This is a genomic window from Pseudomonas sp. CF161 (assembly GCF_000416215.1).
GTDB lineage: Bacteria > Pseudomonadota > Gammaproteobacteria > Pseudomonadales > Pseudomonadaceae > Aquipseudomonas.
Window position 1 is genome coordinate 230,806 of record NZ_ATLP01000030.1, and the last position, 24,679, is coordinate 255,484.

The 24,679-nt window shown below is 63.3% G+C and carries 25 protein-coding genes; 9 read left to right on the forward strand and 16 right to left on the reverse strand.

The window, feature by feature from the left end; translation table 11 throughout:
• Window positions 1-5: 5 nt before the first annotated feature.
• The 3 genes from CF161_RS01690 (at window position 6) to CF161_RS01700 (ending at window position 4,112) form a co-directional block, all read left to right on the forward strand.
• On the forward strand, window positions 6-1,745 hold the full coding sequence (locus CF161_RS01690; protein ID WP_020294811.1) for an IlvD/Edd family dehydratase: 1,740 nt from the start codon (window positions 6-8) through the stop codon (window positions 1,743-1,745).
• A gap of 191 nt (window positions 1,746-1,936) precedes the next feature.
• Entirely contained in the window at window positions 1,937-2,659 is a 723-nt protein-coding gene (locus CF161_RS01695; protein WP_020294812.1) for a FadR/GntR family transcriptional regulator, read from the forward strand.
• A gap of 58 nt (window positions 2,660-2,717) precedes the next feature.
• A complete protein-coding gene (locus CF161_RS01700; RefSeq protein ID WP_020294813.1) occupies window positions 2,718-4,112 on the forward strand; it encodes an FAD-binding oxidoreductase in 1,395 nt (464 codons plus the stop codon).
• 89 nt (window positions 4,113-4,201) lie between these two features.
• Here CF161_RS01700 and CF161_RS01705 read toward each other — a convergent pair whose 3' ends face one another.
• Window positions 4,202-5,785 carry an aldehyde dehydrogenase (NADP(+)) gene (locus tag CF161_RS01705; protein WP_020294814.1) on the reverse strand — a complete coding sequence of 528 codons (1,584 nt, stop codon included), beginning with the start codon at window positions 5,783-5,785 and terminating at the stop codon, window positions 4,202-4,204.
• Between the two features lie 43 nt (window positions 5,786-5,828).
• A complete protein-coding gene (araD1, locus tag CF161_RS01710; protein ID WP_020294815.1) occupies window positions 5,829-6,824 on the reverse strand; it encodes an AraD1 family protein in 996 nt (331 codons plus the stop codon).
• A gap of 124 nt (window positions 6,825-6,948) precedes the next feature.
• Here araD1 and CF161_RS01715 point away from each other — a divergent pair, with 124 nt between their 5' ends.
• Window positions 6,949-7,872 (forward strand): LysR family transcriptional regulator, encoded by a 924-nt coding sequence (locus CF161_RS01715; RefSeq protein WP_020294816.1) that lies wholly within the window; start codon window positions 6,949-6,951, stop codon window positions 7,870-7,872.
• Here the strand turns inward: CF161_RS01715 and CF161_RS01720 are convergent.
• The 7 genes from CF161_RS01720 to CF161_RS01750 all read right to left on the reverse strand — a co-directional run bounded on the left by CF161_RS01720 (window position 7,869) and on the right by CF161_RS01750 (window position 15,439).
• Complete coding sequence (locus CF161_RS01720; protein WP_020294817.1) at window positions 7,869-8,864, reverse strand: Ldh family oxidoreductase; 996 nt, start codon at window positions 8,862-8,864, stop codon at window positions 7,869-7,871. The two genes, CF161_RS01715 and CF161_RS01720, sit on opposite strands and share 4 nt — an antisense overlap.
• Before the next feature lie 36 nt (window positions 8,865-8,900).
• Window positions 8,901-9,731: an ABC transporter substrate-binding protein gene (locus CF161_RS01725; protein ID WP_043228356.1), complete on the reverse strand. Its 831-nt coding sequence runs from the start codon at window positions 9,729-9,731 to the stop codon at window positions 8,901-8,903.
• Window positions 9,732-9,791: 60 nt separating this feature from the next.
• Window positions 9,792-10,454: an amino acid ABC transporter permease gene (locus CF161_RS01730; protein WP_020294819.1), complete on the reverse strand. Its 663-nt coding sequence runs from the start codon at window positions 10,452-10,454 to the stop codon at window positions 9,792-9,794.
• Entirely contained in the window at window positions 10,451-11,092 is a 642-nt protein-coding gene (locus CF161_RS01735; protein WP_020294820.1) for an amino acid ABC transporter permease, read from the reverse strand. Before CF161_RS01735 ends, CF161_RS01730 begins: the two co-directional genes overlap by 4 nt.
• Window positions 11,092-11,901, reverse strand: a complete 810-nt coding sequence (locus tag CF161_RS01740) for an amino acid ABC transporter ATP-binding protein (protein WP_020294821.1) — start codon at window positions 11,899-11,901, stop codon at window positions 11,092-11,094. Before CF161_RS01740 ends, CF161_RS01735 begins: the two co-directional genes overlap by 1 nt.
• Before the next feature lie 59 nt (window positions 11,902-11,960).
• Window positions 11,961-13,268, reverse strand: coding sequence for a Xaa-Pro peptidase family protein (locus CF161_RS01745; protein WP_020294822.1), 1,308 nt, complete (start codon window positions 13,266-13,268; stop codon window positions 11,961-11,963).
• Window positions 13,269-13,402: 134 nt separating this feature from the next.
• Window positions 13,403-15,439 carry an NADH:flavin oxidoreductase gene (locus tag CF161_RS01750; protein ID WP_020294823.1) on the reverse strand — a complete coding sequence of 679 codons (2,037 nt, stop codon included), beginning with the start codon at window positions 15,437-15,439 and terminating at the stop codon, window positions 13,403-13,405.
• 127 nt (window positions 15,440-15,566) lie between these two features.
• On the opposite strand from CF161_RS01750, the gene CF161_RS01755 reads away from it, so the two are divergent.
• Window positions 15,567-16,214 (forward strand): TetR/AcrR family transcriptional regulator, encoded by a 648-nt coding sequence (locus CF161_RS01755; protein ID WP_020294824.1) that lies wholly within the window; start codon window positions 15,567-15,569, stop codon window positions 16,212-16,214.
• A gap of 34 nt (window positions 16,215-16,248) precedes the next feature.
• On the opposite strand, the gene CF161_RS01760 is transcribed toward CF161_RS01755, so the two are convergent.
• Window positions 16,249-18,009: an ABC transporter ATP-binding protein gene (locus tag CF161_RS01760; protein ID WP_020294825.1), complete on the reverse strand. Its 1,761-nt coding sequence runs from the start codon at window positions 18,007-18,009 to the stop codon at window positions 16,249-16,251.
• Window positions 17,996-19,777, reverse strand: coding sequence for an ABC transporter ATP-binding protein (locus tag CF161_RS01765; protein ID WP_156882631.1), 1,782 nt, complete (start codon window positions 19,775-19,777; stop codon window positions 17,996-17,998). Before CF161_RS01765 ends, CF161_RS01760 begins: the two co-directional genes overlap by 14 nt.
• 182 nt (window positions 19,778-19,959) lie before the next feature.
• On the opposite strand from CF161_RS01765, the gene CF161_RS01770 reads away from it, so the two are divergent.
• A complete protein-coding gene (locus CF161_RS01770; protein ID WP_020294828.1) occupies window positions 19,960-20,463 on the forward strand; it encodes a DUF4142 domain-containing protein in 504 nt (167 codons plus the stop codon).
• Window positions 20,464-20,528: 65 nt separating this feature from the next.
• Here CF161_RS01770 and CF161_RS01775 read toward each other — a convergent pair whose 3' ends face one another.
• Window positions 20,529-20,741: a hypothetical protein gene (locus CF161_RS01775; RefSeq protein WP_020294829.1), complete on the reverse strand. Its 213-nt coding sequence runs from the start codon at window positions 20,739-20,741 to the stop codon at window positions 20,529-20,531.
• 189 nt (window positions 20,742-20,930) lie between these two features.
• Here CF161_RS01775 and CF161_RS01780 point away from each other — a divergent pair, with 189 nt between their 5' ends.
• The 3 genes from CF161_RS01780 to CF161_RS01790 are packed head-to-tail and all read left to right on the forward strand — an operon-like array spanning window position 20,931 to window position 21,671.
• On the forward strand, window positions 20,931-21,188 hold the full coding sequence (locus tag CF161_RS01780) for a DUF6555 family protein (RefSeq protein WP_020294830.1): 258 nt from the start codon (window positions 20,931-20,933) through the stop codon (window positions 21,186-21,188).
• Complete coding sequence (locus CF161_RS01785) at window positions 21,185-21,442, forward strand: hypothetical protein (RefSeq protein ID WP_020294831.1); 258 nt, start codon at window positions 21,185-21,187, stop codon at window positions 21,440-21,442. Before CF161_RS01780 ends, CF161_RS01785 begins: the two co-directional genes overlap by 4 nt.
• Window positions 21,432-21,671: a DUF6555 family protein gene (locus tag CF161_RS01790; protein WP_020294832.1), complete on the forward strand. Its 240-nt coding sequence runs from the start codon at window positions 21,432-21,434 to the stop codon at window positions 21,669-21,671. The genes CF161_RS01785 and CF161_RS01790 overlap by 11 nt, the downstream gene beginning before the upstream one ends.
• Before the next feature lie 106 nt (window positions 21,672-21,777).
• On the opposite strand, the gene CF161_RS33320 is transcribed toward CF161_RS01790, so the two are convergent.
• The 4 genes from CF161_RS33320 to CF161_RS32720 all read right to left on the reverse strand — a co-directional run.
• Window positions 21,778-22,440, reverse strand: coding sequence for a hypothetical protein (locus CF161_RS33320; RefSeq protein WP_020294833.1), 663 nt, complete (start codon window positions 22,438-22,440; stop codon window positions 21,778-21,780).
• A gap of 15 nt (window positions 22,441-22,455) precedes the next feature.
• Window positions 22,456-23,118 (reverse strand): hypothetical protein, encoded by a 663-nt coding sequence (locus CF161_RS33325; RefSeq protein WP_256206298.1) that lies wholly within the window; start codon window positions 23,116-23,118, stop codon window positions 22,456-22,458.
• Window positions 23,119-23,134: 16 nt separating this feature from the next.
• The gene (locus CF161_RS33330; RefSeq protein ID WP_256206299.1) at window positions 23,135-23,797 is read right to left on the reverse strand and encodes a hypothetical protein; all 663 of its coding nucleotides are present in this window, start codon (window positions 23,795-23,797) and stop codon (window positions 23,135-23,137) included.
• On the reverse strand, window positions 23,794-24,679 hold an 886-nt coding region (locus CF161_RS32720; protein WP_020294836.1), incomplete at its 5' end, for a peptidase M23. The genes CF161_RS32720 and CF161_RS33330, both read right to left, overlap by 4 nt.

The following is a 24,679-nucleotide window of genomic DNA, read 5'->3' on the forward strand; positions in this document are numbered from 1 at the left end:
GCACCATGACCGATAAAAAAGTACCCCTGCGTTCCGCCCAATGGTTCGGCACCGCCGACAAGAACGGCTTCATGTACCGCAGCTGGATGAAGAACCAGGGCATCCCGGACCACGAGTTCCAGGGCAAGCCGATCATTGGCATCTGCAACACCTGGTCCGAGCTGACCCCTTGCAACGCGCACTTTCGCAAGATCGCCGAACACGTGAAAAAAGGTGTGCTGGAGGCCGGTGGCTTCCCGGTAGAATTCCCGGTGTTCTCCAGCGGCGAATCCAACCTGCGCCCCACCGCCATGCTCACCCGCAACCTGGCCAGCATGGACGTCGAGGAAGCCATTCGCGGCAACCCGGTGGACGGCGTGGTGCTGCTGACCGGCTGTGATAAAACCACCCCGGCCCTGCTGATGGGCGCCGCCAGCTGCGACGTGCCGGCGATCGTGGTCACCGGCGGGCCGATGCTCAATGGCAAACATAAAGGCAAGGACATCGGTTCCGGGACCGTGGTCTGGCAAATGCACGAAGCCTATAAAGGCGGGCAGATCAGCCTCGACGAGTTCCTTTCCGCCGAAGCCGGGATGTCGCGCTCGGCCGGCACCTGCAACACCATGGGCACCGCGTCGACCATGGCCTGCATGGCCGAAGCCCTGGGGACCTCTTTGCCGCACAACGCAGCGATCCCCGCGGTGGATTCGCGCCGTTATGTGCTGGCCCACCTTTCCGGCATGCGCATCGTCGACATGGTCCGCGAAGACCTGCGCCTGTCGAAGATCCTGACCAAGGCCGCGTTCGAAAACGCGATCCGGGTCAACGCCGCCATCGGTGGCTCGACCAACGCCGTGATCCACCTCAAGGCCATCGCCGGGCGCCTGGGGGTCGAGCTCGACCTTGAAGACTGGACCCGCATCGGCCGCGGCACCCCGACCATCGTCGACATGCAACCTTCCGGGCGCTTCCTGATGGAAGAGTTCTACTACGCCGGCGGCCTGCCCGCAGTGATTCGCCGTCTGGGCGAAGCCGGCCTGCTGCCCAACCCGGACGCCCTGACTGCCAATGGCCAGAGCCTCTGGAAAAACTGCCAGGCCTCGCCGCAGTACAACGACGAAGTGATTCGCCAGATCGACAACCCGCTGGTGGCCGATGGCGGGCTGTGCATCCTGCGCGGCAACCTGTCGCCACGGGGCGCGGTGCTCAAGCCTTCGGCCGCGACCCCGGCGCTGATGCAGCATCGCGGTCGGGCGGTGGTGTTCGAGAACTTCGACGACTACAAGGCGCGCATCGCCGACCCCGAGCTGGACGTCGACGAAACCTGCATCCTGGTCCTGAAGAACGCCGGGCCCAAGGGTTACCCGGGCATGGCCGAAGTCGGCAACATGGGCTTGCCACCCAAAGTCCTGGCCAAGGGCGTGACCGATATGGTGCGCATCTCCGACGCCCGCATGAGCGGCACCGCCTATGGCACCGTGGTCCTGCACGTGGCGCCGGAAGCCGCTGCCGGCGGGCCTCTGGCCGCGGTGCGCAACGGTGACTTCATCGAACTCGACTGTGCCGGCGGCCGCCTGCACCTGGACATCAGCGACGAAGAACTGCAAGCGCGCCTGAGCGACCTGAAGCCGGACACCAGCGCCAAGATCTTCTCCAGCGGCTACAGCCGGCTGTATGTCGACCACGTGCTGCAAGCCGACGAAGGCTGCGACTTCGACTTCCTGGTCGGCTGCCGCGGCTCCGAAGTGCCTCGCCACTCCCATTGAGCCGTCACCCTGTAGCCGCTGCCGAGGCTGCGGCTACAGGATTCGCGACAAACCATGGCGCTGCTGAAAACAGCACGGCGGCGGAGTAGCAAAATCATCCAAAGCCGCGCGGACTGTGCGGTCCATGGCGGCTGAATCCGCCAGGAGCGATGCTATGATGCACGGCATTTCGCCAGAGCAACGTTGCTGTTATGGATTACCAGACGCCCAAACCACGTAAAAGCATGCATGCCCAAATCGTCCAGGAACTGGGCATGCACATCGTTTCCGGCCGCTTCAAGCCGGAAGAGAAGCTGCCATCGGAGGCCACGTTGTGCGAGGAGTATCAGGTCAGCCGGCCGGTATTGCGCGAAGCAACCCGGGTGCTCAGCGCCAAGGGCCTGGTGTATTCCAAGCCGCGGGTCGGAACCGTGGTGCGGCCGCGAGTCGAATGGCACCTTCTGGACCCGGATGTGCTGTTCTGGCAGATGCAATCCACCCCTCACAGCGAGTTCTTCAACACCCTGGCCGGGGTGCGGCGGATCCTCGAACCGGAAATCGCCGCCCTGGCCGCGACCACCGCTACCGATGCCGACATTGCGGTCATCGAACACGCCTACCAACGCATGGAAAACGCCCAGACCCGGCAGGAGTTGCTGCAGCCGGACCTGGACTTCCATCGGGCCATCGCCGACGCGACCCACAACGACCTCTTGGCCTACATGTGCAACATGCTGTCGTTGCCGCTGCGCGAATCGATCAACGTCACCAACCTGCGCCCCAATACCCAGCAGCTCAGCCTGCCGCGGCACAAGGCGATCCTCACCGCGATCAAGAACCGCGACGCCCTTGGCGCGCGGCATGCCTCGCTGGTGCAACTCGACGACACCCGCGTCGCCCTCGATACCGTGATGAATGTCCTGACGCCGCTGTAGCGCCGCCGGGCCATGCGCCAGGGGTCAGCGACCGGGCTTTTTCCCCAAGGAGCCAGTCATGACCCCCGCACACCCCCTGCCCCAAGCCTTCCTTGACGCCATGCAGCAGTTGCTCGGCGACCGCTTCAGCACCGCCAGCGCCGTGCGCGAGCATCACGGGCGCGACGAGTCGCTGTACGACCCGGTACTGCCGGATGCGGTGGCCTATGCCCATAGCGTCGAAGACATCAGCGCCATCCTCGGCCTGTGCCACCAGCACCAGGTTCCGGTGATCCCCTACGGCAGCGGCTCGTCCCTGGAAGGCCACCTGCTGGCGGTACACGGCGGCATCAGCCTCGATGTGTCGGCCATGGACCAGGTGCTGAGTTTCGAACCGCAAGACCTGAGCATCACCGTGCAACCAGGCATCACCCGCAAGGCGCTCAACGAATACCTGCGCGCCAGTGGGCTGTTCTTCCCCATCGACCCCGGCGCCGACGCCAGCATCGGCGGCATGTGCGCCACCCGGGCTTCCGGCACCAACGCCGTGCGCTACGGCACCATGCGCGAAAACGTACTGGGCCTGACTGCAGTGCTGGCCGACGGCCGGGTGATGCGCAGCGGCTCGCGGGCGAAAAAATCCTCGGCGGGCTATGACCTGGCACGGCTGTTTATCGGCAGCGAAGGCACCCTCGGCGTGATCAGTGAAATCACCCTCAAGCTGCACCCGCAACCCGAGGCCATCAGCGCCGCCGTGTGCAGCTTCGCCTCGGTCGAAGGCGCGGTGCAGACGGTGATCGAGACCATCCAGATGGGCGTGCCGGTGGCCCGTGCCGAACTGGTCGACACCTTGGCGATCCAGGCCCTGAACCGGCACTTCAAACTGACCCTGCAAGAATCCCCGACCCTGTTCCTGGAGTTCCACGGCAACGCCGCCAGCGTCGCCGAACAGGCGCAAACCGTCGAGGAGCTGGCCGACGGCAACCAGGGCACCGGCTTCCAGTGGGCCACCCAGCAGGAAGAACGCAACCGCCTGTGGAGCGCGCGGCACAACGCGCTGTTCGCCTTCCTCCAGCTCAAGCCCGGCTGCCGCGCTCTGTCCACCGATGTCTGCGTGCCGCTGTCGAAGCTCGCCGAGTGCGTGGTCGGCGCCGAACACGACCTGCGCCAGTCCTACCTGCCGGCGCCGATCTTCGGCCACGTCGGCGACGGCAACTTCCACGTCTGCCTGCTGCTCGACCCGAACAAACCCGAAGAACTGGTAGAAGCCGAACGCCTCAACCACGCCATCGTCCACCGCGCCCTGGCTGCTGGCGGCACCTGCACCGGCGAGCACGGCGTGGGCCTGCACAAGATCGATTTCATGGTCGAGGAGCACGGCCAGGTGGCCATCGACACCATGCGCGCGATCAAGCAGGCCCTGGACCCGCAGAACCTGATGAACCCGGGGAAGATCTTTCGCCGCCTGGGCTGATCGCTGAGCAGGCAGATCCTTGCCTTGCCCCGCCATAAAAAAGGCCGACCGTCATCAACGGTCGGCCTTTTGCGTAATGCCGGTCAGCTTCAGCTCAGGGCATCACGACTGCTGACGCTGTCCACCAGGCGCAGGATGCCCAGGGGGTTGGCGTTTTTCAGGGCCTCGGGCAGCAGGCTGTCCGGGTAGTTCTGGTAGCACACCGGGCGCAGGAAGCGATCGATGGCCAGGCTGCCGACCGAGGTGCCGCGCGGGTCCGAGGTGGCCGGGTAAGGGCCGCCGTGGACCATGGCTTCGCAGACTTCGACGCCGGTCGGGTAGCCGTTGAGCAGCAGGCGCCCGGCCTTCTCTTCCAGCAGGCTGAGCAGGCCGCCGAAGACCTCGAGGTCCGCCGGCTCGGCGATCAGGGTTGCGGTCAGTTGCCCGCGCAGGCCGTGCAAGGCCTGGGTCAGCTCGGCCTGATCGGCCACCTCGACCACCACCGTGGTGGGGCCGAACACTTCTTCCTGCAACAGCGGGTCGCCCTTGAGCAGCAGCCCGACATCGGCCTTGTACAGCTGGGCATGGGCCTGACGCCCCGTTTGCGCGGTGCCGGCCAGGTGCTCGATGCCGGCATGGGCGTGCAGGTTGTCGAGGCCGTGACAGTAGCTTTTCAGGCCGCCGGCATTGAGCAGGGTCTGCGCCGGTTGCTCATTGAACAGCCCGACCAGATGCTGCAGGAAGTCGCTGAACTGCGGCGAGCGAATGCCAATCACCAGCCCCGGGTTGGTGCAGAACTGCCCTGCCCCCATCACCACCGAGGCCGCCAGCTCCTTGGCGATGGTCGCGCCACGCTGCTTCAGCGCCTCAGGCAGCAGCAACATCGGGTTGATGCTCGACATCTCGGCAAACACCGGGATCGGCTGCGGGCGCGCCGCCGCCATGTCGCACAGGGCACGACCGCCGCCCAGGGACCCGGTAAAACCCACGGCCTGGATGGCCGGGTGCTTGACCAGCCACTCACCGACGCCCGCGCCGTAGATCATGTTGAACACCCCGGCCGGCATGGCGGTTTTCTCGGCGGCGCGGATGATCGCATCGGCCACCCACTCGGCCGTCGCCATATGCCCGCCGTGAGCCTTGAACACCACCGGGCAACCGGCGGCCAGGGCCGCAGCCGTATCGCCACCGGCCGTGGAGAACGCCAGGGGGAAGTTGCTGGCGCCAAACACCGCCACCGGGCCCAGGCCGATGCGGTACTGGCGCAGGTCCGGGCGTGGCAGTGGCTGGCGCTCAGGCAACGCGCGGTCGATCCGCGCGCCATAGAAATCGCCGCGCCGCAGGACCTTGGCGAACAGGCGCATCTGGCCGCTGGTGCGTCCGCGTTCACCCTGGATCCGACCCGCCGGCAAGGCGGTTTCCTGGCACACCTGGGCGACGAACTCGTCACCCAGACCGTCGATCTCGTCGGCAATCGCTTCCAGGAACTCGGCACGCCGGGCCGCCGACAGGTTGCGAAACGCCGGGTAAGCCGCCTTGGCCGCCAGGGCGGCGGCGTCGACTTCGGCCTCGGTAGCCTGATAAAAGGCGAATGGCAGGGCCTCGCCGGTGGTGGCGTCATGGCTGTGCAGGGTGACCTTGCCTGCGGCGCTGCGGGTGCCTGCGATGTAGTTGTGACCGCTGATGCGCGTCATCTGTTGCTCCTTGACCTGATGGAGGGAGGATAAGTGAACGGGCTCAAAGTACCCTGACCGCCCCTGGCGCCAGGGGTTCGGCCTGCGCCGTAATCCCGTTGCGCAAGGGCGCGCCGAACTCGCTCATTTCGATCTCGAAGGTGTCGCCCGGCCGCGCCTCGATCCCGTCGGCGAACGACAGGGTGGCGGTGCCGAAATAATGCACGTGCACGTCACCGGCCCGCAGGAACTGCGCGTACTTGAAATGGTGGTATTCGAGGTTTTCCAGGCTGTGGCACATGTTGTCCTCGCCGGAGAGGAACTCCTTCTCCCACAGCACCTGGCCCGCGCGATGGATGCGACTGAAACCCGACAGGTGCCGGGGCAGCTCGCCCAGGCGCAATTCCGGGCCGTAGGCACAGCGGCGCAACTTGGAGTGCGCCAGGTACAGGTAGCTGCGGCGCTCCAGCACATGGTCGGAAAACTCGTTGCCCAGGGCATAACCCAGGCGATACGGCAGGCCGTCATGGCCGATCACATAAAGGCCGACCAGTTCCGGCTCTTCGCCGGCGTCTTCGGCAAAGGTCGGCACGGCAAAGTCCGCGCCCGGGCGCACGACAATGCTGCCATCGCCCTTGTAGAACCATTCCGGTTGCGCCCCGACCTTGCCGCTGCCCGGCTTGCCGCCTTCGACGCCCCATTTGAACATGCGCAGGGTGTCGGTCATGGTCGACTCATCCTGGGCCTTCTGCTGGTGCATCTTGTCCCGGGTCGAGGCGCTGCCCAGGTGGGTCAGGCCGGTGCCGCTGACCAGGCAATGGGCCGGGTCGGCGTGGTCCAGCGGTGGCAGCACGCGGCCGTCCTGCAACAGCTGCGCGTACAGCGGGCCGGCTTGGCTGCCCTGTTGCAGCACCTGCTCCTGCAGGCTGCGACCCGCGGCAATCGCCGCCAGGGCCAGCTCGCGGGTGGAGCTCGCCTGGTTCACGGTGAGGATTCGCTCGCCTTCGACAATGCCGACGTGGCGTTCACCGGTGGTGCTCTCAAACTGAATCAATCGCATGGCAGGGGCCTTCTTTGGGCAGGAGATTGTTAGGGGCATGTGTTGAACATGCGCCACTTTACGAATCGCCCCGCAGCCTGCCTAATGAGAACCCCTGCCCTCGCGATAACTTTTAGTCATCCCCATGATCGCTTCCCTGCCCTCCCTGGTTTCCCGTCTGCGCCTGCGCCAGCTGCGCCTGCTGATTGCCCTGGACGAACACGGCTCGTTGCACAAGGCCGCCGAACAGGTAGCGATCACCCAGCCCGGGGCGACCAAGGCCCTGAATGAAATCGAGTCGGCGTTCGGTACCCGGCTGTTCACCCGCACCAGCCAGGGCCTTGAACCCAATGACCTGGGGCGCTGCGCGATCCGCTACGCGCGCTTGATCCACAGCGACCTGGCGCACCTGCGCGAAGAAATGCTCGGCATCCTCCAGGGCCAGGGCGGGCGCATTTCGGTGGGCATCATCATGGGCGCGGTGCCGATGCTGGTCAGCAGCCTGGCGCGGCTGCGGCTGACCCAGCCCGAGCTGTCGGTGGAAATTGTCGAAGACACCAGCGCCCGCCTGCTGGGCCTGATCGACCAGGGGCGCCTCGACCTGGCGATCTGCCGCACCAGCGTCAGCCCACGCCCGCAAGCCTATGACTGCCAGGTGCTGAACCAGGAACAACTGCGGGTGGTGGCCAATCCCCGGCACCCGCTGGCCCAGGCCGAATCGTTGCAGTTGGCGCAGTTGGAGGGTTATGGCTGGATCATCTACCCGGCCAACATGCCCATGCGCCTGGTGCTGGAACGGGAGTTCAGCGAGGCCGGCCTGGAGTTCCCGCGATTCCCCCTGGAAACCGCCTCGACCTTCACCACCCTGATGCTGTTGCAGCAGGATCCGCAGTTGATTGCGCTGATGCCCGAAGAAGTCGCCGAAGCCGCCGCGCGCATGGGGGTGCTGGTGTCCCTGCCGCTGCATATGCGCTCGCGCAGCGAACCCTATTCCCTGGTGACGCGCCAGGGCGTGCAGCTTTCGCCGAGCGCCAGGCTGCTCTGGGACACCCTGCAGGACGCCGACTAGGCCAACTGCTGATACAGCGTCAGCGGCAGGCGGATGCCCTCGTTCAACGCCCGCGCATAAGCCTGCTGCTTGGCCTGCCCCGGATGATGGATGCCGAGGGCCGCCAGGCGCTGCATCTGCTGCGCCAGGCGGTTTTCGAACTGCTCGTCGAGCAGCTGCGGAGCAATGGCGATCACCAGCAACCCCGAGCCCGGCGATTGCGCACCGCTGCGAAAGTCCGGCGCGTCCAGCGACCAGTTGCCGCCACCGACACAGCCCGCCAGCACCTCGACCATCAACGCGATATTGGCCCCACGGCTGCCGCCAAAGGCCAGCAAGGCGCCGTGCATGGCCTCCCGCGCGCTCAGGGTCGCAGCACCCTGGGCATCGACCGCCCAGCCGGCGGGGATCGCCTCCCCGGCCTGCGCCGCCTTGAGGATATTGACGAACGCCGTGGCGCTGCTGGCCTGGTCGATCAGCACCTGGCGCCCATCGCCACAGGGGGCGGCGAACGCCAGGGGGTTGGTCGAATACATCGGTTGGCGCTGGCCGAGCACCGTCAACAACGGCGGACCGTTGCAGAAGGCCAGCGCCACCAGCCCCTCGGCAGCCAGGCGCCGGGTGTAGTAGCCCAGCTCGCCGCAGGTAAAGCCGTTGTGCTGGGCGAACAGGCTGATGCCCAACTGCCGGGTGTTGTCGCACAGGGCGCCAAACGCCTGGTCGAAACCCAGTTGCGCGATGCCCTGGCAGGCATCGCTGCGGATCATGGCCGGGGCTACCTGAGTGATCAGCGGTTGCGCGGCGCGGGCAATGCGCCCGCTGGCGAAACCGCTCAGGTAGTCGGGCAAGTGCTCGAACCCGACGCTGGCCAAGCCATGGGCCTGGGCCGACAGCGTGGCCTCGGCCAGAGAGTGGGCCACCTCCTGGCTGGCGCCGGCAGCCAGGCAGCACTGCCGGGCAAACGCCCGGGCCTCTGGCAACGACAGGTGCTTGAACGCTGCGGGTGATTGCATGGGCTCTCCATCAAGACCGGGGGCTGAGATTGCCGGTTACTCCACCAGACGTGGCGCACCGACATCGGCGGCCTGCTTGTCGAGGCCGAACGAGCCAAGGATTTCAGCAATCTCGCCCGAGGCATGCAAGGCCTGGATATTTTCATTCAGCGCCAGGCCCAGCGCGGTGTTGGCCTTGGTGTGGGGGAAGCCGGTCTGCCCGGGCTCCAGGGTCGCCTTGACCCGTGGGTCGGGCTCCGAAACCTTGATGCTCTGGCCCTGGTACGCGCCCTTCTGCTGCGAGGCCACGCCCACGGCGAAGCTGTCCACACCCACGGCGATGCGTTTTGACGCCAGGTCCTGGGCCATGGCCACCGGGTTGGGGTACAGCACCAGGTTGTCGCCGAAGGTCTTTTTCAAGTCGTCGACCCACAGGTAGCCCTGCACCGTGCCGATGCGCTTGCCTTCGAGCTCGGAGATTTTTGACCAGCCCTCACTGGAGATGATGCCCATCACGTCCAGGTACAGCGGCGCGGACAACCCCAGGGCCTTGCCGCGCTCGGCGGTGCGGTACCAGTCGCCGATACCGACATCGGCCCGCCGCGCGATCACCGACTGGATCACCGCCGCCGGGTCGACCACCGTGGCTTTGATCTCCAGGCATTCGCGGGCGGCGATGCGCTTGATGATCTCGCCGTCGACCCCGCTCAACTGGTTGCCCGGCCCGGGGATCGAGTACGGCGGGAAGACCCAGGCGGCGACGGTCAGCACCCCCGGGGTCAGGGTTTCAAACTGATGGGCCGGCTTGCAGTCCGCCACGGCCGCGCCGGCCATCAGAGAGGAACAAAGGACGGCCCAACGGGTCATGCATTTCAAGGAGCTAATCATGGCTTCACCTGTGCAAGGGTTGCATTAAGAGAGCAGCAGCCGAAAAACGGCCCGAGTCGGTCATGCGTGCTGGCTGGGCGCCAGTCTTTTTTCCAGTGCCGCCACGCCCAGGGTCGCGGGCGCACACACAGCGGCATACATCAGGCCGGCCAGGGTCAGCACCGGCATGTACTCGAACGTGGAAGAACCAATGGCCGAGGCGCGGCTGACGATCTCCGGCAGCGCGATGGTGAAACACAGCGACGAGGCCTGGAACATCATGATCGAGAACCCCAGCAACGATGGCAGCGCCACGCGCAGCGCCTGGGGCAGGATGATGAAGCGCAGCGCATCGAAGCGATTCAGGCCGATCACCTCGGCCGCCTCGTTCTGCCCCTGGGCCACCGCCTCGATACCGCCACGGATGATCTCGCTGGTATAGGCCGCCGTGCAGTAGGCCAGCGCCAGGGCCGCGGCCCAGAACGAGCTCAGGGTCAGGCCCGCCGAGGGCAGGCCGAAATAGAAGTACTGCAACAGGATCAAGGCCGGCGCGCCGCGCCCTAGTTCGACAATCAGCAGCGAGGGGTAGCGCACGGCTCGGCGAGGTGCCGACACCCCCAGTGCCAGCAGCAACCCCAGGACCACCCCCAGCGCCAGGCTGACGGCGGTGACCTGCATCGACAGCACAAAGCCCTTCCACAGCTCGGGAAACCAGGCCAGCCACATCGTCAGCAGCTCGCTCATCGGGCAATCCTCTGTTTCAGGGTGGCCGCCAGCCAGCGCGAGAACAGCGCCACCGGCACGCTGAGAATCAGGTAGACCACGGCCGCCGCGCTGTACACCCCCAGCCCTTGAAAGGTCTGCTGGGACATCTGGTACGCCTGGAAGCTGATATCGCCCACGCCGATGGTCGAGGCCACGGCCGAGTCCTTGAGCAGGCCGATGGCATAGGTGGCCGAAGTGGGAATGGCGATGCGCACCAGTTGCGGCAGCACCACATCAAAAAACCGCTGGGGGGCCGAGAGGTTGAGCACATGGGCCGCCTCGTACTGGCCCTGGGGAATCGCGGCAAAGGCCCCGCGATAGACCTCGGACATATGCGCCGCGGTGATCAGCCCCAGGCCCAGCACCGCGGCGGCAAAGGGCGACAAGGCGATGTAGCCGCCACCAATGCCGAAGAAGATGAAAAACAACCAGACAATCGGCGGAATCGAGCGCAGGGTCAGCACCAGCATCGCCGCCAGCCAGCGGCAGAACGCAAGGTTCGACAGGCGCAGGGCGCAGAGCGGAAAGCCCAGCACCATGCCAATGCAGAAGGCGCCCAGGGTCACGGCCAGGGTCCAGGGCACACCGCGCAACAGGACCAGCAGAATATCCAGCATCAGCGATTCCTCACGGCCTGGAGAAACTGCACCACCCGCGCGTGCTGCGGCTCGCGCATCACCTGGGCGCTGGGCCCCTGCTCGATGATCCGTCCTTCGGCCATCACCACCACCCGGTCGGAAACGGTCTCGGCAAAGTGCATCTCATGGGTCACCACCAGCATCGACATGCCCTCGCGCGCCAGCTCCTTCATCACCGCCAGCACTTCCAGGCCCAGTTCGGGGTCGAGGGCCGAGGTCGGCTCGTCGAACAGCATCAATTCCGGGTCCAGGGCCAGGGCCCGGGCAATGGCGATGCGTTGCTGCTGGCCACCGGAACAACGCGCCGGGTAGGTATTGGCCTTGTCCGCCAGGCCGACCCGATCGAGCAACTGCAAGGACCGGGCGTCCGCCTCCTGGGCACTGCGGCCCAGGGTGCGGATCTGCGCCAGGCTGACATTGCGAAGCACTGTGAGGTGCGGAAACAGGTTGAACGACTGAAACACCATGCCGATGCGCCGGCGCAGCTTGAGCAACTCGCTCCTGGGCAGCGGGCGCCCGGCTTCGATGTGCACCCCGGCCATGCTCACCCGGCCCCGGGTCGGCGGCTCCAGCTGGTTGATACAGCGCAGCAGGGTGCTTTTGCCGGAGCCGCTGGGGCCGATGATCGCCACCACCTCGCCCTTGGCCATTTCAAAGCACACGTCATGCAAGACGGGATAAGGGCCGAACTGCTTGTGGATCGCCTCCAGGCGCAGGAAGGGTTCGGCGCTGGACGCCGGGCGCGGCGCCAGGGCGGCGGCGCTTTCGATCACGGTCATGCTGCTCATTGTTTTTTTCTCCGGACAGGGTAGACGCCATGCCTGCAAGAATCAGGCAACAACCGCTGTTATCGATCGCCGTCGACTAAGGGGGTACGGGAAAGCTTGACCGCCCCAGTGGCGGTAATCAGCACCTGCTCTTCGAGCTTCACGCCTTCATGGCCGCCCTGCTCGCCGATGTAACTCTCCACCGAGAGCACCATGTTTTCCTCGAAGTGGCCGTCATAGCCCCACTCGGCAAAATCCACCGCATAGGCCACGCTGGGGTACTCGTCGACCAGGCCCACGCCGTGCAACATCATCATGTAGCGGTTGTGTTCGAACTGCCTGGGCACCGGCCAGCAGCCCTCGGCGAACTCGCGGAACGACAACCCGGGACGCAGCAGCTCGAGGTTGAAGTTGATTTGCTGCGAGGCAATCTCCAGCAGGTCGCGCTGGGCCGCCGTCGGCGCCTTGCCGGGGCAGATAAAGCTGCGGGAAATGTCCGAGAGATAGCCCCCCGGCCCCACCATGTCGGTGTCAAAGCAGACCATTTCCCCGGCGGCGATAACCTTGTCCGAAGCGTCCTGGAACCAGGGGTTGGTACGCGGCCCGGAGTTCAGCAGGCGGCTCTCGGCCCACTCCCCGCCCTGGGCCACGTTGGTCCCGTGCATGATGCTCCACAGCTGGTTTTCGGTGATGCCCGGCACCAGGCTGGCGCGCATGCGGGCAATCGCCAGGTCGCAGACATCCATCGACACCCGATGGCTGGCGATCTCCTGCACCGACTTGATCAGCCGCGCCTGCTCCATCAGCGGCTGGGCATCGAACAACTGGATACCCCTGGCCTTGAGTTTTTCCGCACCCCAGGGGTCGCAGCGGTCCACCGCCAGGCGCCGATTGCCGGCGCCATGCCGGGTCATCAGGTCAGCCACTTCCAGGGCCCAGCGCTCGGCCTTCTCCTCGACCCGGGGCCCGGCCAGGAAGTACAGCCAGGGGATGGCCGGGCGAATTTCATCGATGGTCTCGATGTGTTCGCTGTTGTGCCGGCTGCTGGTGAACTCGAACAGCACCACCGGGCCATCGGTGGCCACAAACACGTAGCGGCTGGGGGAATGCATCACCCACAGGCCGAGGTTGTTGGTGTCGGTGGCGTAGCGAATATTGATCGGGTCGGCCAACAGCACGCCGGCAAAATCCTGCTCGCGCAGTTGCTGGCGAATGCGCTCCAGGCGGTACTGGCGCAAGGCCCGGCGATCGATGGCGGCGTAGGCCGCCAGCAGTTCGTTATCGACCGGGGCCAGGGCATGCCCGGTAACGCTGGCATCGCTGCGATAGTGCAGCGGGCCTGGGGGTACGGCATTGAGCAGCTCGGTGAAATCGGTATCCGTGTGCATGCAACAACCTCCGCAGGGAAGAGTTTGACGTTAATCAAAACCAATCGGACTCACTTTCGGGGCAGTGACTTAAAGACTTGGGAAACGGATGACGGCTGTCTTTCTTATGTTCAGGGCACGCTAATCAGCGCTCGCTAGAGGTCCTTGACCAGGCGCAGGGCGTCGTAGATCGCCGCATGGGTGTTACGCGATGACACCGCATCGCCGATTCGGAACAATTGGAAACGCCCCTGGGGGTTGGTCACCACGTTTTGCGCGGTGCCGGCAATCAGGTCCCTGTACTCCACGGCGCCTTCATTGGTGGCCAGGGGTTGCAGCTCGAAATACAGCTCGTCCAGAGGCCGGGTGCCATGGTTGACCACGATCTGGTCCACCCGCCGGGTTTTCTCCAGGTCGCTGTAATCGGTGCCGATGGTCGCCAGCAACTGGTCGCCCTCGCGGTCCACGGCCTTGAGCCGGTAAGTGACGGTAAAGGTGGTGTCCAGCTGTTGCAGGGAGCGCATGTAGGGCACCAGGTTCATGCCCATCACCTCCGGCGCGAACGAACGGTCGGGGGTCATGATCTCGGTCCTGGCGCCGCTGCGGGCGATGAACTCGGCGGCCTGCAAGCCCGCGTGATCGCCGGCATCGTCGTACACCAGCACATTGCGTCCGGGCTTCACGTCGCCGGAAATAATGTCCCAGCTCGACACCAGCCACTGGTTGCCCCGTTGCAAGACTTCGGTGTGGGGCAGCCCGCCGGTGGCGACGATCACCACGTCGGCGTTTTCATCGAGGACCATCGCCGCATCGGCCCAGGTGTTGAAGCGGAACTTGACCCCCAGGCGCTCGCACTGCGCCATGCGCCAGTCGATGATGCTGATCATTTCCTTGCGCCGCTCGGACTGCGCGGTCAGGCGAATCTGCCCGCCGGGCTGGTCGGCCACTTCCAGCACCAGCACCTCATGCCCGCGCTCGCCGGCGACCCGTGCGGCCTCCAGCCCGCCGGGGCCGGCGCCGATGATCAGGATCTTGCGCTTGCGCGCAGCCTTGGGCACCTCGTGGGGCATGGTGGTTTCGCGGCCGGTGGCGGCGTTGTGGATGCAGTAGGCGGCACCGGCGTTGTAGATCCGGTCCAGGCAATAGTTGGCGCCCACGCAGGGGCGGATTTCATCTTCCCGGCCCTCGATGATCTTGCGCACGATGTGCGGGTCGGTCATGTGCGCGCGGGTCATGCCCACCATGTCCACCAGGCCGGCGGCAATTGCATGGCGGGCGGTGGCGACATCGGGAATCTTCGCCGCATGGAAGGTCGGGAAGCCGGTCAGGGCGCGAATCTCCCCGGCAAAATCCAGGTGCGGTGCATTGCGCATGCCCTGGATCGGGATGATGTCGGTCAGCCCGGCATCGGTGGCGATATTGCCGCGAATCACGTTGAGAAAGTCGACCATGCCGCTGTCTTTCAACAGTTGCGAGATGTGCAGCCCCTCCTCTTTCTCGAGCCCGCCGGCCAGCACCTCGTCACCGGTGTAGCGAATGCCAACGATAAACTCCGAACCGACCCGCTGCCGGATCGCCCTCAGCACCTCAAAGGTGAACCGCAGGCGGTTGTGCAGCGAACCGCCGTAGGCGCCCTCCAGCTCGTTGGTCAGCGGCGACCAGAACTGGTCCATCAAGTGGCCGTAGGCTTGCAGCTCGATGCCATCCAGGCCGGCGGCCTGCATGCGTTCGGCGGCGTCGGCGTAGTCGCGGACGATGCGTTCGATGTCCCAGATTTCCAGCTTCTTGGGAAAGGCCCGGTGCGCCGGCTCCTGATTGTGCGAAGACGACACCACCGGCAGCCAGTCGCCCTTGTCCCAACGGGTGCGCCGCCCCAGGTGGGTGAGCTGGATCATCACCGCCGCGCCATGCTCGTGGCATTCGTCGGTGAGGTCTTTCATCCAGCCGACCACTTCGTCCTTGTACGCCAGGATATTGTTGAACACCGGGGGGCTGTCGCGGGAGATCGCCGCCGAGCCTGCGGTCATGGTCATGGCCACGCCGGCCTTGGCGCGTTCGACGTGATAAGCCCGGTACAATTTCTTCGGCATGCCCTCTTCGGGGTACGCCGGCTCGTGGGAGGTGGTGATAATGCGGTTGCGAAGTGTCAGGTGCTTGAGGCGATAAGGCTGAAGAAGCGGATCGTTATTCATATCGGTCTCGCATACAGGTCATCAGGCAAGGCAGACGATAGACCCCAATGTACACCAGTGTCAATAACGTCGACGGTGGTGTATATTCACCCCCATCAAGGTCAAGTGGACAAGGAAAAAACGCCCCATGAAAGCAACCACCAACAGTGCGGAAGCGGCCGGCCGTGGCTCTCTGGAGAGCTGGCTCAACGCGGCCTATGAGAGCCTCAAGGAATCGGGGGTGGATGCAGTGCGGGTGATGCCGCTGGCGAAGAAACTCAACCTGTCGCGAACCAGTTTCTACTGGTATTTCCAGGACCGCGAAGCGCTGCTCGAAGCCCTGGTGAGCCTGTGGAAGAACAAGAACACCTTCAACCTGGTGGCACAGTCCGAGGCCTATGCCGAATCCATCACCGAGGCGATTCTCAACGTCTTCGACTGCTGGCTGAACAGCGAGCTATTCGACTCGCAATTCGAATTCGCCATGCGCAGCTGGGCCCTGCAATCGCCCGAGGTGGCAGAAGAGATCCGCCAGGCCGATGCCCAGCGGGTGCAGGCCCTGGCAACCATGTTCGACCGTTTCGGCTTCGCCCATGACGCCGCCGTGACCCGGGCGCGCTCGATCTACCTGACCCAGATCGGCTACATCAGCATGAACACCCAGGAGCCGCTGGCGCAGCGCATGCGCTACATCCCCGAGTACTTGAAGATCTTCACCGGGGTCGAGCCCGAACCCCGGGAGCTGGAGCGCTTTTATCGGCGCAACGGGTTTTCTTCGGCCGACTTGCAGGGCTGAAGCGCGCGCCATCGGCAACGCGCGTAACCCTCACTCATGGCTGCCCGCCAGGCAGCCCCGGAATCAGGGGCGCCAGCGGCACGGCCTCGGCATCCTGCTCGTCCCACAGGCGCTGGTACAGGCCGCCCTGCTCCAGTAACTGGCGGTGGTGGCCGCGCTCGACGATACGCCCCTGATCCAGCACCAGAATCTGATCGGCGTACTCCACCGTGCGCAGCCGATGGGCAATCATCACCACCGTGCGGCCCTCGGCCAGGCGCGACAAGGCTTGCTGGATATCAGCCTGGGCGCAGGGGTCGACCGAGGCCGTGGCTTCGTCCAGCAGCACGATGCGCGGTGCCTTGAGCAGCATCCGGGCAATCGACAGCCGCTGGCGTTCGCCGCCGGACAAGCGCAGACCGCCCTCGCCCAGCTGCGTGTCATAGCCCTGCTCCAGCTGTTCGATAAAGGCTTCGCAGCGGGCCTCGCGACAGGCGGCGCGCACCGCCTCCACACTGGCCTCGGGACGACCGATGCGCACGTTATCCAGCACCGAGCCGTCGAACAGCTGCACATCCTGGAACACGAAGCCGACCTGCTGGTACAAGGCGTCGGTGCCCAGGGCCTTGAGGTCGACACCGCCCAGGGTGATCTGCCCCTGCTGCGGGTCGTAGAAGCGCCCGAGCAAATGCAGCAAGGTCGACTTGCCACTGCCGGACGGCCCGACAATCGCCGTCACTGAACCGGCCGGCACCGTGAAGTCGATGCCCTGCACCACCGGCTCTTGGCCATAGCCGAAACTCACCTGTTCAAAGCGCAGCGTCGAATCCTCGGGCACCGTGACGGCGGTGGTTTCAGCCAGGATCGGCTCCGCCATCAGGGCACTCAGGCGCGCCGAAGACTGGCCCATCATGCGCAGTTGCGTGAGGTAGGCCGCGACCTCCAGCAATGCATCGATGATCTTGTACGACACCAGCACAAACAGCAGCCAGGTCGCCACGTCCAGCGACTGCTCGACAAACAGCCAGGCCGCCATCAGCAGCAGGCTGACCAGGCCCATCTCGATCATCAGGCGCAACAGCTGCACCCCGCCGCCGCCCCAGGCTTCGATGCCCAGGCTGCCACGGCGGATGCTGGCGAAGGTTTCTTCAAGGCGCGCGAGCATGCCGTCACAGCGATGGAACAGGCGCAAGGTGCGAATACCGCTGACAAACTCCACCAGCAGCCCCGAAGCCATCTGCAGGCGCCCGGATTGTCGCGCGCCTTCGCGCAGCAGGTAACCCATGCACCCCTGGTACAGCGCCCAGCCCAGGGGCAAGGTGACCAGCAGGCTCAGGGTCAGGCGCCAGTCAACCCAGACCAGCAGCAGGCAAAAAATCAGCGGCACGCTGATCCCGGCAATGACTTCGGCGATCAAGTGGGTGAAGACGTCCTCGACCCGCTTCACATCATCGGTCAGGGTTGCCGCCAACTCGCCGATCTGCCGCTGATGGAAGAACCCCAGGGGCACCAGGCGCAAGTGATCGGTCAACGCCGCGCGGTAATCCATCATCAGGTCATAGGCCCCGATAAAGCAGTCCATCTGGCCGAAGTGGGAAAACAGCAACTGGCCGATCAGACAAGCCCCCAGCGCCAGGCCCAGCCCCCACCATTCAGTGCTTGCGGCGCCGCCGGCGAGCACCCATTGCAGCCCCAGCCAGGCCAGGAAGAACGGCGCGATGGAACAGGCCTGGGCCAGCACCCGCAGGCCGATGCCGCGGTACACCCGGTACGGCTGGCGACCGGCAATGCGCACCACATCCTCAAGCATCGACATCCCTGACCTCCTGTTGGCGAATATGCCAGGCATGGGCCTGGAACTGGCTGTGCCACAAGCGCTGGTAAGTGCCGTTGCCGTGAAGCAATTGGGCATGGGAGCCGGACGCCACAAGGCGCCCCTCCTCCAGCAGCAGAATCTGCTCGGCATGGCGCACCGCGTATAAGCGATGGGCAATCACCAGCACCGTGGTCTGCGGGTAACGCTTGCGCAACGCGGTATAAAACGCGGCCTCGGTCAGGCTGTCGGCAAAAGCCGTGGCCTCGTCCAGCACCAAGACCGGGGCTCCCGCCAGCAGCGCCCGGGCGATGGCGATCCGCTGCCGCTCGCCTCCGGACAAACGCGTCCCACGCTCGCCGACCTGGGTGTCCAGGCCTTGGGGCAAGCTGCGCACCAAGTCCCGGGCCTGGACAATGGCCAGTACGTCGTGCAACTGCCGATCACTGGCCAGGGGCTTGGCCAGCCGCAGGTTCTGCGCCAGGCTGCCCTGGAACAGAAACGCGTCCTGGCTGACCACGGCAATGGCCTGGGCCCGGTCTCGATCGCCAAGGCTGGCCAGCGATACCTCACCGAGCAGCACCTCGCCACTGTCGGGCGGCAACAGCCCGGACAGCAGATAGGCCAGCGTCGACTTGCCGGCGCCGGAGGGGCCCACCAGGGCGTTGAAGCTGCCAGGGCGCAACTCTAGGTTCAGCTCCTGCAGAATCGGCCGCGCCTGATAACTGAACGACAGATTCTGCAAGCGCACCCCGGCATGGGCCGGCAAGCGGCCGCTGACCTGTACGGCCACCGGTGCCAGCAGTGGCTGGATCCGCTCCACCCCGCCGCAGATCTCGCGGATCGCCGAAGAAAAGAACATCAGGCGCAGCAACGGCTTGAGCAAACCGCTGCCCAGCACCAGGGCCAAAATCAGGTTGGGCAGCGGTAACTGCCCCTGGGCGTTGAGCCATAGCCCCAGGGGCAGCAACACGAAAATATTGGCCGTCAGCAGCACGACAAAGGCCGACCAGCCGGGCACCGCCTTGCGGCTGAAACCCTCGACCAGGCGGTGGTAGGCCTCCAGCCGCTCGCGCAGCAACTTGAAGGAACTGGCGCTCTGGCGGAACGCCTTCATCACCGGAATCCCGCGCAGGTATTCCACAGTGGCGCCGTTGAGCTGTTCGGTGGCGATGTTATAGCTGCGCACCCGTTCGTCCATGCCCCGCGACATGCAGGCCTGGGCCAGCCATGCGGGAATAATGGTGCTGAGCGCCGCCAGGGCCATGCGCCAGTCCAGCCAGAACAGAAAGCCGCCCGCAGCCAGGGGCGTGACCACGGCGGCGATCAGTTCGATGCTGTGGTGGGCGATAAAGGTTTCCAGGCGCTCGACGTCATTCAGGATGATCTTGCGCAAGCCGCCGGAGCTGTAGCGGCCGAGCATCTGCAACGGCAAGCGGGTCAAGGACTGGGCCAGGCGCAAGCGGACCTCGTAGAGGATCTGGAACGCCGCCACATGGCTGAAGTAGGCGCCGAGGGTCAGCAGCCCGTATTTGCCCAGCAGGGTCAGCAGCAGCAAACCGGCCAGGTGCAGCAGGTCCCGGCCTGGCGGCACATTGAGCAAGGCCAGCTCCGCGGCGCGGTACAACAGGTAATACAGCAACAGCTCCAGCAGCGCCGAGCCCGCGGCCAGGCTCGCGGCCAAGCCCAGCCGAGCGCGCTGCCCCGCCAGCAAGCCGATCAGGGTGGCCATCGGTGATGCGCGTTCCGATCCGGGGTTGGAAGATTGCATGGGCTCTCCTGAGCTGAAAATGCGCAGGCGCAAGAATAGAAACTCCCAGTCGAGATGTAAACGCGAATCAATACTGATTGATCTCAAGACCGCACCCAGCAAAAAAACTAAACCTTTTGCCCGGCCGCCGGCTCAACAGTAAGACGACATCCTCGTCCCCCGACAATGAAATGGAGATCACCATGAACACACTGCTGATGAAACAGATGGGCCTGTCCTTCCTGCTGCTGGCCGGCACCGTGGGCAGCGCCGTTGCCGCCACCTCCAACAGCTTCGTCAATGACGCGGCGCAAGGCGGGATCAACGAAGTCGAAAGCGCCAAGCTGGCCCTGGAAAAAAGCAGCGCAGCCGACGTCAAGGCATTTGCCCAGCAGATGGTCACCGACCACACCAAGGCCAATCAGGAACTGACCGCCCTGGCGAAAAAACTCGATATCGAAGTGCCGGATGAAGCCTCGCTCACAGAAAAAGCCAAGAAGATGATTCTCGAAATGCGCGATGAGTCCTTCGACAAGGCCTACGCCAACAACCAGGTCAAGGCCCACGAGGACACCGTCGCCCTGTTCAAGAAAGAAGCCGCCTCCTCGGATAACGCCGAACTCAAAGCGTTTGCCCAGCAGACCCTGCCGACGCTGGAGCACCACCTGGACATGGCGAAAAAACTGCAGGCGCAGCACGCCAAGTAACCGCTGGCCCGACCTCCCCTGGCAATACCCGGACCCCGCCCGAGAGGCGGGGTTTGCATGGGGGCTTAATCATTGGGCAGTGGCATGTCCTTGTCGCTGGGGATGCCATCGCCGGCGCTGGGCTCGTTCCAGTCTTCGGGGCGCTCGCGGGTTACCACTTCGGGGCGCGCCAAAGGGTCCTTCTGCAACGGGTCGAACGGCTCGGCAGAGGGCTCGGCCGGGGCCGGGTCGGGGCGTGGGGTTTGCGCTTGATCGTCGAAACTCGAATCAGTGGACATAAACACCTCAGGGCGTGGGTCCAGCCAACCTGGGCCATGATCGTTCGACGTTCGGAGCGGCGGCGCAGTGCATTCGAGCTGACGAATGGCCTGGGCTTGACGTGGGTCACGAAAATGCAATTGTCCTACAATTATTTTGAACCTTTTTGAACGAAATCGATTCTTTCTCACAAGCTAATGGAGGGCCTTATGGGAAACCCGGCAATTTACGTCATCGAATACCACCTACAGGGTGCACACAAGACCTTCGTCATCCGCGCCGACGGCATGGATAACGCACAGGCCTGGCATTGGGCCAGTTGTGACGCCGGCATCGGCACCATCCCCAAGTCTTCTCGGGACAAGGTCAAGCGCGTCACCCGCCCCCTCGCCGAGCGTTACGGCCTGACCGATGTGCAATGGCGCCCCTCGACCCAAATCGACTGGACCGGAGAATCAAGCCTGTGAACGCCCACGCCCTGAAGACCAGCCTCGACTGCAACCCCTGGGACGAGGAAATCGCGCGCAACACCCAACTGTTCTTCGAGGCCGACCGCCTCGACAACCTGGCCTACACCATCATCGGTGGCCAGGACGGCCCGGACGCCGTGTGGGAACGCTACCGCCAGGCCAAGAAAGCCGCGGACGCCAAACGCACCGAGGCCTATCAGGACTGGATGCGCATCCGCCGCGCCATGCAGCAATCACCCCATGCTTCGTGAGTACGAAATCCACTACCTGCTGCAGGGACACAAAAAAGTGTCCCTGCACGCCTCGACCCAGATGACCGAGTTCGATGCCTGGTTCTGCGCCGCCCTCGACTGCGCCATCCCCTTGCGCGAATTGCCGTCGCTGCGTTCCCTGGCCATCATCAAAAGCATCCTCGAACCCCACGGCATCAGCTCGGTGCGCTGGAACCTGGCGCCGAAGACCTCGGTGCCTCAGAAGTAATGTTTTCAGATTTTGGATATTGGGTTGGTTAACGAACTTAACGGCACAGCGCTATAACCGGAGAACATAGCTCAGACGTAATGTGTTCATTGCGCAGCCTTGACTTTCACTCGCTGTCTGCCGGTAAAAAGCGGATGGAGCGAATAATCTCCAGCACCTCCGGTAAAGCCTCCTCGGAAATGGGAAGAACCGGTTTGTTGCGGGCTTGCCAGATTTCCCGAGGGTCGGTTCCGAGAAAAATACTGCCGTTTTCGGTAACAAGCGTATGCTTTTCATCGCCAATACATAGGCTGAGGCTACGTGATCGAGGCGGGGCGACTCCAGTGGAGGTTGAGATATACGCCTCAGTGTAGTAATGCGAATTGAGCGAGCCCAACTTGCGCATCTGGATGTCGCGAATATCTTCTGCGGAAAGTTCGCGGTACTCCTTAAACTCCATCGGGCAAACTTTAGTGGCCGCGCCTGATCGGCAACTAAAGTAGAGCGATGGCGGCTTCCTGCCATTCACATAGCGGCTATAACTGAAAACCCCATACGGATAGGGCGATAAACTCTCGCTTGCCCTGGCTCTTCCTCCTTCTTTTGCAACGAACTCGAAAGCACAGCCCTGTAGCGGAAGAACATAGCGCTGCATGCCTTTGGGCAGTTTTTTATCACCGGACTCAGACACTCTTTTAATATCTAGGGTGGTTTCACCCGCGACGACAAATGGGGCAAGCCCCACGAGCAGGCTGACCATAAACAGAAAGATCAGACGTATTGTGTTCATTCCGCCACCTCGTTTTCACTCGCTGTCTGTAGGCAAAAAGCGGATAGAGCGAATGATGTCGAGAACCTCCGGTAAAGCCTCCTCAGAAGTGGGAAGAACTGGTTTGTTGCGGGCTTGCCAGATTTCCCGAGGGTCGGTTCCGAGCAAAATGCTGCCATTTATGGTGAGTAGCGCGTGTCTTTCATCTCCGATACATAGGCTGAGAATGCGTGATCGAGGCGGGGCGACCCCAGTGGAGGTTGAGATATAGGCTTCGGTGTAATAGTGCGAATTAAGTGAGCCCAACTTCCGCATCTGGATATCGCGAATATCTTCTGTGGAAAGTTCGTAGTACCCCTTAAATTCCATCTGACATCTTTTGACAGCCGCGCCTGGCCGACAACTGAAGTAAATCGATGGTGGCTGCCTACCTCCTAAATATCGGTCATAACTTAAATAGCCATACGGATAGGGTGATGAACTCTCGTCAGCCTCCGCCCTTCCTCCCTCTTTTGCAACAAACTCAAAGGCACACCCCTGTAGCGGAAGAACATAACGCTGCATGCCTTTGGGCAGTTTCTTATCACCAAGATCAGACGTTCTTTCAGCAGCGGTGGCGGTTTCACCCACTGCGATAACTGGGGCAAGCCCCACAAGCAAACCGGCCATAAGCAGAGGGATCAGACGTATTGTGTTCATTCCGCCGCCTCGTCTTTCACTCACTGTCTGCCGGTAAAAAGCGGATGGAGCGAATAATGTCTAGAACCTCCAGCAAAGCCTCCTCGGAAGTGGGAAGAACTGGTTTGTTGCGGGCTTGCCAGATTTCCCGAGGGTCGGCGCCAAGCCTGATGCCGCCATTTTCAGTGACCAGCGTGTGATTTTCATCGCCCATACATAGGTCGAGGATGCGTGATCGAGGCGGGGCTACCCCGGTGAAAGTTGAAATATAGGCTTCAGTGTAATAGTGCGAATTAAGTGAGCCCAACTTGCGCATCTGGATATCGCGAATATCTTCTGCGGAAAGCTCGCGGTACTCCTTAAACTCCACCGGGCATACTTTGATAGCTGTATCAGGTCGACAACTAAAGGAGATCGATGGTGACTGCCTACCTCCTAAATACCGATCGTAACTGAAATAACCATACGGATAGGGTGATGAACTCTCGTCCGCCTGGGCTCTCCCTCCCTCTTTTGCAACGAACTCGAATGCACAACCCTGTAGCGGAAGAACATAGCGCTGCATGCCTTTGGGCAGTTTCTTATCACTAGGATCAGACGCTCTTTCAGCATCGGTGACGGTTTCACCTACAGCGATAAATGGGGCAAGTCCCACAAGCAAACCGGCCATAAGCAGAGGGATCAGACGTATTGTTTTCATCGCGGCTCCTCATCTTTCACGTGATAATGCTCTGGCAGAAACTGCAGCACGCCGTTGGCGTCAGAGAAGATGCTTTGGTCATGTAGCAGCATTTGCGCATAGGCATGGGCGTGATAACGGTCAACTAAACCGTTGAGTTGCGGGTCAGTACGGTTGATATGGCCAGGCAGATTGATCAGGCAACTCACGCGACGGAAGGACACATTCTCGTAAAAGGTAAAGCGTTGACCCGGCCATTGTTCGCTACTGGTATACAGGGTGAAGGAGTGACGGATATTAGACGACGCCACATCCGCTTCCCGGTTAGCTTTGTTCATGGACCAGTAGTATCCGGCACTGTCGGCAGAGTCGTATTTATTAATTGCGATATCAGTGCGCCAAACCACTATTTGCCTTGGCAGTTGCGTTTCCAATTCCTGCAATGGCTGATTGCTCCGTTGGGCATTAGCCTGCTGTTGTGCCAGCCTCAACCTGCGTTCCACATCAGCGTCAATTGCGCGGCCACGCCAGTGCCAATAGTTGAGGTAGTTGCTGGGATGGGTGAGTTGCAGGAAGCCTCGCCCTACCCAAGGTGCATACCAGTTGTTAGAGGCTCTTTCCTCCTCAGTTACTCGTAGCCAACCAGTTTCCTGTACGGAGTTACCGAAAAAGGCTGCCAAGCGCGCGGAAGTGTTGATGCCATATTTGCATAGCATGCGGTTGAGTTCAGTTGAGTGGGTCGGGACTAGTTGGCCAGCTTTAGGTAGCACCCTTTCATATACGATCTGAGCAGGAATACCGGCCCCGACCCCACGCAACGCCCGTGCCGGAACCATCTGCCTAAGCTCAGCAGGACTCAACCACCCACACTGCTTGAACACCTCAATAAACCGCAACGGATGA

Excerpts from the sequence above, each read along its gene's own strand:
- CF161_RS01690 (WP_020294811.1), top strand. The coding sequence starts at position 6 with ATGACCGATAAAAAAGTACCCCTGCGTTCCGCCCAATGGTTCGGCACC.
- CF161_RS01695 (WP_020294812.1), top strand. The coding sequence starts at position 1,937 with ATGGATTACCAGACGCCCAAACCACGTAAAAGCATGCATGCCCAAATC.
- CF161_RS01700 (WP_020294813.1), top strand. The coding sequence starts at position 2,718 with ATGACCCCCGCACACCCCCTGCCCCAAGCCTTCCTTGACGCCATGCAG.
- CF161_RS01705 (WP_020294814.1), bottom strand. The coding sequence starts at position 5,785 with ATGACGCGCATCAGCGGTCACAACTACATCGCAGGCACCCGCAGCGCC.
- araD1 (WP_020294815.1), bottom strand. The coding sequence starts at position 6,824 with ATGCGATTGATTCAGTTTGAGAGCACCACCGGTGAACGCCACGTCGGC.
- CF161_RS01715 (WP_020294816.1), top strand. The coding sequence starts at position 6,949 with ATGATCGCTTCCCTGCCCTCCCTGGTTTCCCGTCTGCGCCTGCGCCAG.
- CF161_RS01720 (WP_020294817.1), bottom strand. The coding sequence starts at position 8,864 with ATGCAATCACCCGCAGCGTTCAAGCACCTGTCGTTGCCAGAGGCCCGG.
- CF161_RS01725 (WP_043228356.1), bottom strand. The coding sequence starts at position 9,731 with ATGATTAGCTCCTTGAAATGCATGACCCGTTGGGCCGTCCTTTGTTCC.
- CF161_RS01730 (WP_020294819.1), bottom strand. The coding sequence starts at position 10,454 with ATGAGCGAGCTGCTGACGATGTGGCTGGCCTGGTTTCCCGAGCTGTGG.
- CF161_RS01735 (WP_020294820.1), bottom strand. The coding sequence starts at position 11,092 with ATGCTGGATATTCTGCTGGTCCTGTTGCGCGGTGTGCCCTGGACCCTG.
- CF161_RS01740 (WP_020294821.1), bottom strand. The coding sequence starts at position 11,901 with ATGAGCAGCATGACCGTGATCGAAAGCGCCGCCGCCCTGGCGCCGCGC.
- CF161_RS01745 (WP_020294822.1), bottom strand. The coding sequence starts at position 13,268 with ATGCACACGGATACCGATTTCACCGAGCTGCTCAATGCCGTACCCCCA.
- CF161_RS01750 (WP_020294823.1), bottom strand. The coding sequence starts at position 15,439 with ATGAATAACGATCCGCTTCTTCAGCCTTATCGCCTCAAGCACCTGACA.
- CF161_RS01755 (WP_020294824.1), top strand. The coding sequence starts at position 15,567 with ATGAAAGCAACCACCAACAGTGCGGAAGCGGCCGGCCGTGGCTCTCTG.
- CF161_RS01760 (WP_020294825.1), bottom strand. The coding sequence starts at position 18,009 with ATGTCGATGCTTGAGGATGTGGTGCGCATTGCCGGTCGCCAGCCGTAC.
- CF161_RS01765 (WP_156882631.1), bottom strand. The coding sequence starts at position 19,777 with ATGCAATCTTCCAACCCCGGATCGGAACGCGCATCACCGATGGCCACC.
- CF161_RS01770 (WP_020294828.1), top strand. The coding sequence starts at position 19,960 with ATGAACACACTGCTGATGAAACAGATGGGCCTGTCCTTCCTGCTGCTG.
- CF161_RS01775 (WP_020294829.1), bottom strand. The coding sequence starts at position 20,741 with ATGTCCACTGATTCGAGTTTCGACGATCAAGCGCAAACCCCACGCCCC.
- CF161_RS01780 (WP_020294830.1), top strand. The coding sequence starts at position 20,931 with ATGGGAAACCCGGCAATTTACGTCATCGAATACCACCTACAGGGTGCA.
- CF161_RS01790 (WP_020294832.1), top strand. The coding sequence starts at position 21,432 with ATGCTTCGTGAGTACGAAATCCACTACCTGCTGCAGGGACACAAAAAA.
- CF161_RS33320 (WP_020294833.1), bottom strand. The coding sequence starts at position 22,440 with ATGAACACAATACGTCTGATCTTTCTGTTTATGGTCAGCCTGCTCGTG.
- CF161_RS33325 (WP_256206298.1), bottom strand. The coding sequence starts at position 23,118 with ATGAACACAATACGTCTGATCCCTCTGCTTATGGCCGGTTTGCTTGTG.
- CF161_RS33330 (WP_256206299.1), bottom strand. The coding sequence starts at position 23,797 with ATGAAAACAATACGTCTGATCCCTCTGCTTATGGCCGGTTTGCTTGTG.